Annotated in this window: 11 protein-coding genes; 6 read left to right on the forward strand and 5 right to left on the reverse strand. The window is 54.9% G+C overall.

Translation table 11 applies throughout. From position 1 onward, the window contains the following. Positions 1–6: 6 nt before the first annotated feature. The 5 genes from accB to ACKWMY_RS26455 all read right to left on the reverse strand — a co-directional run bounded on the left by accB (position 7) and on the right by ACKWMY_RS26455 (position 3959). Positions 7–471: an acetyl-CoA carboxylase biotin carboxyl carrier protein gene (gene accB, locus ACKWMY_RS26435; protein ID WP_024527970.1), complete on the reverse strand. Its 465-nt coding sequence runs from the start codon at positions 469–471 to the stop codon at positions 7–9. Between the two features lie 32 nt (positions 472–503). Then, on the reverse strand, positions 504–956 hold the full coding sequence (aroQ, locus tag ACKWMY_RS26440; RefSeq protein ID WP_024527969.1) for a type II 3-dehydroquinate dehydratase: 453 nt from the start codon (positions 954–956) through the stop codon (positions 504–506). Between the two features lie 276 nt (positions 957–1232). After that, positions 1233–1841 (reverse strand): protein-methionine-sulfoxide reductase heme-binding subunit MsrQ, encoded by a 609-nt coding sequence (gene msrQ / locus ACKWMY_RS26445; protein ID WP_024527968.1) that lies wholly within the window; start codon positions 1839–1841, stop codon positions 1233–1235. Beyond that, positions 1842–2843, reverse strand: coding sequence for a protein-methionine-sulfoxide reductase catalytic subunit MsrP (msrP, locus tag ACKWMY_RS26450; protein WP_024527967.1), 1002 nt, complete (start codon positions 2841–2843; stop codon positions 1842–1844). Between the two features lie 135 nt (positions 2844–2978). Then, entirely contained in the window at positions 2979–3959 is a 981-nt protein-coding gene (locus ACKWMY_RS26455) for an MDR family oxidoreductase (protein WP_024527966.1), read from the reverse strand. Between the two features lie 295 nt (positions 3960–4254). On the opposite strand from ACKWMY_RS26455, the gene csrD reads away from it, so the two are divergent. The 6 genes from csrD to rng all read left to right on the forward strand — a co-directional run bounded on the left by csrD (position 4255) and on the right by rng (position 11277). Beyond that, on the forward strand, positions 4255–6186 hold the full coding sequence (csrD, locus tag ACKWMY_RS26460) for an RNase E specificity factor CsrD (protein ID WP_024527965.1): 1932 nt from the start codon (positions 4255–4257) through the stop codon (positions 6184–6186). Positions 6187–6508: 322 nt separating this feature from the next. Continuing rightward, positions 6509–7552 carry a rod shape-determining protein MreB gene (mreB, locus tag ACKWMY_RS26465; protein ID WP_021180765.1) on the forward strand — a complete coding sequence of 348 codons (1044 nt, stop codon included), beginning with the start codon at positions 6509–6511 and terminating at the stop codon, positions 7550–7552. A gap of 96 nt (positions 7553–7648) precedes the next feature. Continuing rightward, complete coding sequence (gene mreC, locus ACKWMY_RS26470; protein ID WP_024527964.1) at positions 7649–8641, forward strand: rod shape-determining protein MreC; 993 nt, start codon at positions 7649–7651, stop codon at positions 8639–8641. Continuing rightward, complete coding sequence (mreD, locus tag ACKWMY_RS26475) at positions 8638–9126, forward strand: rod shape-determining protein MreD (RefSeq protein WP_024483772.1); 489 nt, start codon at positions 8638–8640, stop codon at positions 9124–9126. Before mreC ends, mreD begins: the two co-directional genes overlap by 4 nt. 10 nt (positions 9127–9136) lie before the next feature. Further along, positions 9137–9721, forward strand: coding sequence for a Maf family protein (locus tag ACKWMY_RS26480; protein ID WP_024527963.1), 585 nt, complete (start codon positions 9137–9139; stop codon positions 9719–9721). Positions 9722–9807: 86 nt separating this feature from the next. After that, positions 9808–11277, forward strand: a complete 1470-nt coding sequence (gene rng / locus ACKWMY_RS26485; RefSeq protein ID WP_021180761.1) for a ribonuclease G — start codon at positions 9808–9810, stop codon at positions 11275–11277. Positions 11278–11408: the final 131 nt, after the last annotated feature.

The raw sequence follows: 11408 nt of genomic DNA on the forward strand, positions 1-11408 counted from the left end.
GCCTCGTTATTCGATGACGACCAGTGGCTCGTCAAATTCAACCGGTTGGCCGTTTTCTACCAGGATCGCTTTAACCACACCGGATTTGTCCGCTTCAATCTGGTTCATCATTTTCATGGCTTCAACGATGCACAGAGTATCACCGGCGTTCACTTTCTGGCCCACTTCCACGAAGGCTTTCGCGTCCGGGCTTGGGGTGCGGTAGAAGGTCCCTACCATTGGTGAACGAACGATATGGCCACTCATGGCCGCTGGTGCTGCTGGGGTTTCTGCGGCAGCAGGGGCAACGGCGGTGGCCAGAGCAGGTTGCTGCTGCTGGGCTGGCATTGCGTACTGCTGCATCATTGGGTAAGCCTGCACCGGTGCGGCACGGCTGATGCGAACCGACTCTTCGCCTTCAGAGATTTCCAGTTCAGAAATGCCTGATTCTTCAACCAGTTCGATCAGTTTCTTGATTTTACGAATATCCATGAGTGTGATTCCGTACTCTTTTTGTGTAGCAATTAGTGGGTTTTTGACAAACGGCGAACCGCTGCCTGTAAAGCAAATGTGTAGCCATCCGCGCCGAGGCCACAGATCACGCCTACCGCGATATCAGACAGGTAGGAGTGATGACGGAAAGGCTCACGAGCGTACACGTTGGACAGGTGGATCTCGATAAACGGGATCTCTACTGCCAACAGTGCATCGCGCAACGCCACGCTGGTGTGCGTGAACGCGGCGGCGTTAATCAGGATAAAATCCGTATTGCCGCGTGCCTGATGAATGCGATCGATGAGCGCATGCTCGGCGTTGGACTGCAGATGGCTCAGGGTGATATCTAGCGCGAGCGCCTGGTTTTCCAATCCGTTAACAATCTCTGCCAGCGTAGCGCTGCCGTACTTTTCCGGCTCACGCGTCCCCAGCAGATTGAGATTGGGGCCGTTCAGAAGCAAAATGTGAAACTTATCCGCCATTGTGCTGGTATCTCCGGCAATAAAACCATCATCGTAGAAAATAACCCGATGTCACCGATTTGTCACCTGTTACGCGCAGATTTTGCTGCAGCGACAGGTTCAAGGTCGGGCATTATAACGATATCGTGGCAATTCGCAGCTAAATACTGGTCTTATCAGCGAAGATATTCAACCCTAAATCAGCAAACACCCAGTGCCGCTATTGGATTATGAGGGGTAGAACACAGAAAAGTTCCGCGCCCCGGTAGGGGATTTTTACCGTCAATCTTGCCGGTTTTAGCGTGGTTTACGCCACCACGAGCGGAATTTCTTGTAACGCAGAGCTAACAACAGCAGCGCCAGCGAGGCATAAATAAAAGGCTGTGGTGACAACGTTTTTACCGACCAAAGGTAGTGGATCGGTGCCAGGATCGCCACCAGATAGACGAAGTTATGCAGCTTCTGCCAGTTGGCCCCCAATTTACGCTGCGCCCATAGCGTTGAGGTGGCCGCCAGGGCCAACAAAATCAACCAGCAGAGGATACCTAGCGTCAGATAGGGGCGGGTTACCAGTTCGCGCCCCAGCAGGCCTATGTTGCTCAGCCCCAGTTCCAGCGTCGAGTAGCTTACCAGATGCAGCGTTCCCCAGGCAAAACACCACAAACCCAGCAGACGTCGGCAACGGATCAGCAGCGGCTGGCGCGCGTAGCGGGCCAATGGAGTGACGAGCAGGGTGGCCAGCAGTAACTTCAGCGTCATCCTGCCGGTAAAATGCTGGATATCTTTGGCCGGATCGGCACTGAACCAGCCCTGATCGACGGACAGCACCAGCCACAGAAAGGGCAGGAATGCTGCCAGGTAGATGGCAACTTTTAGCCAGGTGATCTGCTTGGGGGTTAAGCGCACTCAGAAGTTCTCCCGTAAATCGAGGCCGTGATACAGCGAAGCCACCTGATCGGCATAACCGTTGAACAGCAGCGTCGGCTGACGTTTCACATCCAGGATGCCGCCAGAACCGATAAAGCGCTCGGTGGCCTGCGACCAGCGCGGATGATCGACATGGGGATTCACGTTGGCGTAAAAACCATATTCGTTGGGAGCAGACAGATTCCAGGTGGTTGGCGGTTGTTCGCGGGTCAGGGTGATTTGTACGATGGACTTGATGCCCTTGAAGCCATACTTCCATGGAGTGATCAGACGCACCGGAGCACCGTTTTGCGGTGGCAGCATCTTGCCATACACGCCCACGGTCAACAGAGCCAGTGGGTGCATGGCTTCATCAAGGCGCAAACCTTCGACATAGGGATACTTGAGGCCACCCCCAATAAAGCGATCTTTCTGGCCGGGCATCTGTTCTGGATCGTACAGCGTTTGAAAAGCCACGTAGCGCGCGTTGCTGTTGGGCTCGGCCAGCTTAAGCAGTTTGCCCAGCTCAAAACCGATCCACGGCACCACCATCGACCAGGCTTCAACGCAACGCATGCGATAAATGCGTTGCTCCAGCGGGAATCGCTTGAGTAAATCGTCGATATCCAGCGTTATGGGTTTACCGACTTCGCCGTCGATTTTTACCTTCCAGTCCGTCGTTTTCAGATCGCCCGCGTTGGCGGCGGGATCGGCCTTGTCCAGACCAAACTCGTAGAAGTTATTGTAACCCGAGACTTTTTCTTCAGGCGTAAGCTCCAGTTTGGCTTGCCAGGCTTCGGGCTTGCTGAAGTCCAACGCTTTACCCGGCGGGGCTGGGGGCCGATCGTTACCTTTGAACCATGACAGCAAGTCGGCTTGTGCCTGGGTGGGCAAAGCCAGCGAGGCTGCCGTGATCCCTAACGCCTGGAGTACCTTGCGCCGCTGATAGAACACGCTTTCCGGCGTGACATCGGCTTCGGTCAGTTTTCGCTGTTGTTTCATCTTTTTTCTCCGCAAGTGATGGTGTAAGCATGGCGTGAAAGCCAACTTTCTGCGAGAGGGTGGATGTAAAGAGAGGTAAACGAGAGGTAATTTCTTGTGGTGAATAAGCAGGCGCCGGATGCGGCGCCCAACAGATTACGGGCGGATTTTTACCAGGGTGCGGCCAGTGATCTGATTGTTCATCAGCGCGGTAGCAGCGGCAGGCACGTCTTCCAACTGAATTTCCTGTGTGGCTTGTTCATAGAAGCTTTCTGGCAGAATACCGGCCAGACGTTCCCAGGCGGTTTGGCGACGATGCAGCGGCGTGAGCACCGAATCAACGCCTTGCAGACGCACGTTACGCAAGATAAACGGCATCACGGTAGTCGGCAACTTGTAGCCTCCCGCCAGGCCGCAGGCGGCAACGGTGCCGTTGTAATTCATCTGCGCCAGCACGCGAGCCAGCAATTTGTCACCGACGGTGTCGATGGCGCCAGCCCATAGCTGTTTCTCCAGCGGGCGCGGTGTTTCAATATACTCGCTACGGGGCAGGACGGTTTTGGCACCGAGGGATTTCAGATAGTCGGTATTGCTGTCGCGTCCGCTGATGGCGGTGACGCTATAGCCCAGTGCGGACAGTAGGGCGACCGCCGTGCTACCTACGCCACCGCTGGCTCCGGTGACCAGAACGTCGCCGTCCTCCGGTTTCACTCCACCTTCTTCCAGTGCCATCACGCACAGCATGGCGGTAAAGCCGGCAGTGCCGAGGATCATCGCTTTGCGTTCACACAGCCCTTGTGGCAGCGGGACCAGCCATTCGCCGCTAACGCGGGCCTGTTCGCCCAACCCGCCCCAGTGACTTTCGCCAACGCCCCAACCGGTGAGCACTACGCTCTGGCCTGGTTTAAAACGTGGATCTGTGCTGCTGTGTACCAGGCCGGCAAAATCGATACCAGGCACCATTGGGAAGTGACGAATAATTTTCCCCGTGCCGGTGATCGCCAGGGCATCCTTATAGTTGAGACTGGACCAGTTGACGTCGACCGTCACATCCCCTTCTGGCAACTGCTTACTATCAATATTCTTGACTTGTGCCAGGGTTTTTTCGCCATCTTGTTCCAATAATAATACTCGCATGCATCGCTCCACGTTTTTTCATATATCATATGAATGTATGGTTCAGTATTGTCTGACTATATGCATAATAAAAAAGCCTGTCCTGATAAAGGACAAAAAAATAGTGCTTAATGGTTTTCTTCGTCGGCCAGGCTTGATAGCTTTGTAAAGCTAACCTGATGCTTGGCAAAGAAATTGAAGTCGCTTCATGATTTTTAAATATCAGGGTATTGCGTTGTTTTCAATCGAGCAGGAACGGGGCCTTGGAACATCAAAAGGTGGCTCTTCATTTTATCATCGCGCAGAAGGCACAGGGATGAGATTTACAACCAAACTCTCTGCTCTAATCACCCTGCTCGTCGCATTGGCTATGTTCTTGATGCTGATGGGGTGTTCATACAGTTTCTTTTACGTGACTCAGGAACGCCTCGAGCGCCGTTTTGAAGCCCTGGCCACTTCCATCGATCAGGCAATGCTGCTCCAACCCCTGCAGGCTCAGGATAACTGGCTGCCCTTGGTGATGCGGCCGCTAGGTATCGTTGCGATTCATGTCGATACCGAAACCAGCAACCTTTTCTCCTACAGTCTGCCGACCATCAAAGCCCCTTGGGCATCGCTGGCTGGCTACCGCCAAACCTCGTTAAACATGATGCATCACCCCGGCACCCGGGTGAATGTCACCTACCTCGATCCGTTCGCCAGCGACGTGCGTTCATTACAGTCCACGGCGGCGGTCACGCTGTCGATTGTCATCATGGTGGTGATCCTGCTGTTCAGTTTACGCTGGCTGCGCGAACAAGCAGTAGGTGAAGATCGCCTGGAGCGACGGGCGCGGCGCATTCTCAACGGCGAGCGTGAACAGGTGCTGAAGGGAGACATTCGCGAATGGCCCGCCAGCGTCAGCGGCGCGTTGGATCGTCTGCTGGCCGATTTGGCCGAAGCACGTGAGGAGCGCAGCCGGGTAGATACCTTGATCCGTGCTTTTGCCGCGCAGGATGCGAAAACCGGCCTCAATAACCGGCTGTTCTTTGATAACCAGCTCACGACTCAACTGGAAGATGTCGGGTCACACGGCATCGTCATGATGGTGCGCCTGCCGGATTTCGATACCCTGCGTGAAATTCACGGCAACGCGGCGGTGCAGGAGCTGATGTATTCATTGGTCAACCTGCTGTCCACTTTTGTCATGCGTTACCCTGCCGCCTTACTGGCCCGCTATTTCCACAGTGATTTTACCGTTCTGCTGCCACACCGCACGCTGAAAGAAGCGGACGGCATCGCGGCGCAGCTGGTCAACGCGATCGACTCCTTGCCCTCAACGGCGCTGATTGACCGCGAGGCGTTCTTGCATATTGGTATTGTTGCCTACCGCGGCGGGCAGACCACGGAAGAAATCATCGATTACGCCGAACAGGCAACCCGCCACGCCGTACTGCAAGGCGAAAACGGCTGGTACGTCTATGATAGCGATGTGCCAGAGAAAGGGCGCGGCAGCGTTAAATGGCGCACGCTGCTCGAACAGGTACTGGCGCGTGGCGGCCCTCGTTTATATCAAAAACCGGCGGTGACGGTGGAAGGCGATGTGCATCACCGCGAAATCATGAGCCGGATTTATGATGGCGCACAGGAACTGTTGCCTGCCGAATATATGCCGCTGGTCAATCAGCTTGGGTTGGCGGAAAGCTATGACCGCCAGCAGATGAATCGGATTATTCCTTTATTGGCACTGTGGCCGGAAGAGACGCTGGCGTTTCCACTATGCGTTGATTCATTATTGCAGCGCAGTTTCCAACGTTGGCTGCGCGATACCCTGTTACAGTGTGAAAAAAGTCACCGCAGGCGAATTCTGATTGAACTTGCAGAGGCAGATGTGTGTCAACATATCGACCGTTTGCGTCCGGTGCTACGATTGCTGACCGGATTGGGCTGTCGTCTGGCGGTTTCTCAGGCTGGGTTGACGGTGGTTAGTACCTCTTATATCAAGTCGTTACCGGTGGAGATCGTCAAGCTTCACCCAGGGTTGGTAAGGAGTATTGACCGGCGGGATGAGAATCAGCTGTTCGTTCAGAGTCTGACCGGTGCCTGCGAAGGCACTCAAGCGAAGGTTTTTGCCGCCAGCGTGCGTACGCGCAACGAATGGCAGACGCTGAAAGAGCGCGGGATCCTGGGTGGGCAGGGGGACTTTTTCGCTTCGCCAGAGCCGATCGATATAGCTCGCAAAAAATATTCGCGTCGATATCGTGTTTAACCTGATGACCGGGCAAAAATTAACGTAGAATGGCCCGTCTTTTCCTGTGGGCGTCAGCAGGTGCTTACCACCGGTGACAATCAGGAAAAATGTTAGATTTTATGAGCTGTGTTACTGCCGTTTGGTACGTTGATTTGGTGGCTAGCTGAGCCTTTGTTGAGGGATATCAGGCCCCATTCGCTTTCCGTGCATTCGGTCACAAATAACGCAGACTAATTTTCACCGAAGTAGGACGTTTTTGCGCCTTGTCGCTGCTTCGTGTGGTTGGTAAAGTAGGCGGATTTTATTTTCCGCCCCCAGCTTGCAGGATTATCCTTTCGTTATGTTTAAGAAATTTCGTGGCATGTTTTCTAATGACTTGTCCATCGACTTGGGTACCGCCAATACCCTGATTTATGTTAAAGGACAAGGCATTGTACTGAATGAACCGTCGGTGGTTGCCATTCGCCAGGATCGTGCCGGTTCACCCAAGAGCGTTGCGGCCGTAGGTCATGACGCCAAGCAGATGCTGGGGCGTACGCCTGGCAATATCGCGGCTATTCGCCCAATGAAAGACGGCGTGATCGCCGACTTCTTTGTCACCGAAAAAATGCTGCAGCATTTCATCAAGCAGGTTCATAGCAACAGCTTTATGCGCCCAAGCCCGCGCGTACTGGTTTGCGTACCTGTTGGTGCTACCCAGGTTGAACGCCGTGCGATCCGTGAGTCCGCTCAGGGTGCAGGCGCGCGTGAAGTCTTCCTGATTGAAGAGCCTATGGCTGCGGCGATCGGTGCGGGTCTGCCAGTATCGGAAGCCACCGGCTCCATGGTGGTTGATATCGGTGGTGGTACCACTGAAGTGGCGGTGATCTCGCTTAACGGCGTGGTGTACTCTTCTTCTGTGCGTATCGGCGGCGACCGCTTTGACGAAGCCATCATTAATTATGTGCGCCGTAACTACGGTTCACTGATCGGTGAAGCCACTGCAGAACGTATCAAGCACGGTATCGGCTCAGCCTATCCAGATGACGAAGTGCGTGAAATTGAAGTGCGTGGCCGTAACCTGGCTGAAGGTGTGCCGCGTGGGTTCACCATGAACTCCAATGAAATTCTCGAAGCTTTGCAGGAACCTCTGACCGGTATCGTCAGCGCGGTCATGGTTGCGCTGGAACAGTGCCCGCCGGAACTGGCTTCCGACATCTCCGAACGCGGTATGGTGCTGACCGGTGGTGGCGCATTGCTGCGTAACCTGGATCGCCTGCTGATGGAAGAGACCGGTATCCCGGTAGTGGTGGCTGAAGATCCTCTCACCTGTGTGGCTCGCGGTGGTGGCAAGGCGTTGGAAATGATCGACATGCATGGCGGCGATTTGTTCAGCGAAGAATAGTGAGCAGCCCCAGAATGGAGGGATCGTAGCGGATGACGGTATTAACCTGGCATCTGGTGCGTTCCCCTTTCTGTTGTCGAGGAACGTGCATAATTTATGAAGCCGATTTTTAGCAGGGGGCCTTCCCTGCAACTACGACTTTTCCTGGCAGTGATCGTGGCGATTGCACTGATCGTTGCCGACAGCCGGCTCGGTACGTTCGTTAAAATACGAAACTACATGGACACCGCCGTCAGCCCTTTTTACTTCTTGGCTAATGGGCCGCGTAAAGTTTTGGACAGCGTATCGGAAACGCTGGCTACCCGCCAACAGCTAGAGCTGGAAAACCGTGCTCTGCGGCAGGAACTGTTACTCAAAAACAGCGATAATCTTCTTCTTGGCCAATTCAAACAGGAAAATGCCCGTTTGCGTGAGCTGCTAGGCTCGCCGTTGCGCCAGGACGAACACAAAATGGTCACTCAGGTGATCTCCACCGGTTCAGACCCCTATAGCGATCAGGTCGTGATTGATAAAGGGTCGGACAACGGGGTGTATGAAGGCCAGCCGGTTATCAGTGATAAAGGCGTGGTCGGGCAGGTGGTGGCGGTGGCTAAAATGACCAGCCGCGTCCTGCTGATCTGTGATGCTTCCCATGCGTTGCCGATCCAGGTATTGCGCAATGATATCCGGGTGATTGCCGCAGGCAGTGGCTGTACGGATGACCTGCAGCTGGAACATCTGCCGGGCAATACCGATATCCGCGTCGGGGATGTGCTGGTCACCTCCGGTTTGGGCGGGCGCTTCCCGGAAGGCTATCCGGTAGCTGTGGTGTCTTCGGTAAAAGTGGATAACCAACGCGCCTATACCGTGATCCAGGCGCGGCCAACCGCTGGTCTGCAACGCCTGCGCTATCTGTTGTTACTGTGGGGCGCCGATCGCAACGGCACTATGCCGCTGCCGCCGGAAGAAGTTCACCGTGTTGCCAATGAACGCCTGATGCAGATGATGCCGCAGGTATTGCCACCGGCCGATGCCATGGGCCCACCGGCTCCGCTGCCCGCTCCTGCTACCGGTACCGTTCAGCCGCCACCGGTGGGGACAACCCGATGAATCGCTATCGCAGCAACGGGCGCTGGATTATCTGGCTGTCATTCCTGGTGGCATTAGTGCTGCAAATCATGCCGTGGCCGGAGCAAATCTACATGTTCCGGCCGTCCTGGCTGCTGCTTATCCTCACTTACTGGGTGATGGCGCTACCCCACCGGGTTAACGTCGGCACCGGGTTTATCCTGGGGCTGATCATGGATCTGATCCTTGGTTCCACGCTCGGCGTGCGTGCGCTAGCCATGGGCATCATCGCCTATCTCGTCGCGTTCAAATTCCAATTATTCCGCAATATGGCACTGTGGCAGCAAGCGCTGATCGTCGTGCTGCTATCATTGGCTATGGACGTGGTGGTGTTCTGGGCGGAGTTTTTAGTGATCAACGTTTCTTTCCGCCCCGAGGTGTTCTGGAGTAGTGTGGTCAACGGCGTGCTTTGGCCGTGGTTATTCCTGCTGATGCGCAAGATCCGCCGTCAGTTTGCCGTACAATGAGGTTATAACGATGTTTTCGCTCTATCTTGCTTCCGGTTCTCCCCGTCGTCATGAACTGCTGACTTTGCTCGGCGTACCGTTCGAAGTCATTCTGACGCATACTGAAGAGCAGCGGCAGGAAGGGGAAGCGGCGGAAAATTACGTTCGCCGTCTGGCGCAGGATAAGGCCAGAGCGGGTGTAACCCTGGCGCAACAGGATTGGCCCGTGCTGGGGGCAGATACGATCGTGGTGTTGAACGGCCAGGTGTTGGAAAAACCGCGGGATGAAGAGCATGCGGCGCAGATGCTGGCGGCCTTGTCCGGGAAGCAGCATCAGGTGATGACCGCCGTGGCGATCGCCGATAAACAGGGCGTTTTATGCCAGTTGGTGGTCACCGACGTGACGTTCCGCAATCTGTCACCACAGGATATCTGCGACTATATCGCCACGGGCGAACCGATGGATAAAGCGGGCGCTTACGGAATTCAAGGCAAGGGTGGTTGTTTCGTCAGAACGATAACCGGAAGTTATCATGCGGTGATGGGGTTGCCGCTGGTCGAAACACATGAGCTGCTCAGTCATTTTGTCGCATTACGAGAGGTAAGAACCGGTTGATGCCACCACTAGATTTCCCGTCGCCGCCATAGCGTGAGCGCAGGAAAGATAAGGGGCAGGCGCTACACCGGCTCTGAGGAGAAAGCATGACAGCTGAGCTACTGGTAAACATTACGCCGTCGGAAACGCGGGTTGCCTATATTGACGGCGGCATTCTGCAAGAGATCCATATAGAGCGCGAAGCCAAGCGTGGCATCGTGGGCAATATCTACAAAGGGCGTGTCAGCCGCGTGTTACCCGGCATGCAGGCGGCCTTTGTCGATATTGGCCTGGATAAAGCGGCCTTCCTGCACGCCTCCGATATCATGCCGCACACCGAGTGTGTTGCCGGTGATGAACAAAAGAATTTCTCTGTGCGTGATATCGCCGAACTGGTGCGCCAGGGGCAGGACCTGATGGTTCAGGTGGTGAAAGATCCGCTTGGCACCAAGGGCGCACGCCTCACTACCGATATCACCCTACCTTCGCGCTACCTGGTCTTTATGCCGGGCGCTGCGCACGTGGGGGTTTCCCAGCGTATTGAAAGTGAAGCCGAACGCGAGCGTCTTAAGCGCGCCGTGGCAGGATATTGCGACGATCTGGGCGGCTTTATCATCCGCACCGCGGCGGAAGGGATCGGTGAAGAAGAGTTGGCGCAGGATGCCGCTTTCCTCAAACGCTTGTGGACCAAGGTCATGGAGCGTAAAAAGCGTAACCAGACCAAGTACAAACTGTATGGTGAACTGGCGTTGGCGCACCGTATCCTGCGCGACTTTGCCGGGGCGGCGCTGGATCGTATCCGCGTCGATTCACGCCTGACGCATGACCAACTGGTGGAATTTACCGGCGAGTACATCCCGGATATCACCAATAAGCTGGAGCTGTATACCGGCAGCCAGCCGATCTTCGATCTGTATGACGTCGAGAACGAGATCCAGCGAGCGCTGGAGCGCAAGGTTGAATTGAAGTCCGGCGGTTACCTGATCATCGATCAAACCGAAGCCATGACCACCGTGGATATCAACACCGGGGCCTTTGTCGGCCACCGCAATCTTGATGAGACCATCTTCAATACCAACATCGAAGCGACGCAGGCCATTGCCCGCCAGCTGCGGTTGCGCAACCTGGGCGGCATCATCATCATTGATTTCATCGATATGAACAATGATGAACACCGCCGCCGGGTATTGCACTCGTTGGAGCTGGCGCTGAGTAAAGATCGGGTAAAAACCACGATCAATGGTTTCTCTCAGCTAGGCTTAGTGGAGATGACGCGTAAACGCACGCGTGAAAGTATTGAGCATGTGCTGTGTAACGACTGCCCGACCTGCCAAGGGCGCGGAACGGTGAAAACGGTGGAAACTGTCTGTTATGAGATTATGCGTGAGATCGTGCGCGTGCATCATGCTTACGATTCCGATCGTTTCCTGGTCTATGCCTCTGCGGCCGTGGGTGAAGCGTTGAAAAGTGAAGAGTCACACGCGCTGGCGGAAGTGGAAATTTTCGTTGGCAAACAGGTCAAGGTGCAGATCGAACCGTTATACAGCCAGGAACAGTTTGACGTTGTGATGATGTAATACCCCTCACCCCAACCCTCTCCCACGGGGAGAGGGAGCTGGTACGGTGTTGTGGTTAAGTATGGTGTTCTTGATGTGGCTTAATAATCTGTGATGGTCAGGTAAATTTCTGCAACTGATAACGAACTCTT

The sequence above is a fragment of the Serratia sp. J2 genome (assembly GCF_046269175.1).
Lineage (GTDB): Bacteria > Pseudomonadota > Gammaproteobacteria > Enterobacterales > Enterobacteriaceae > Chania > Chania fonticola_C.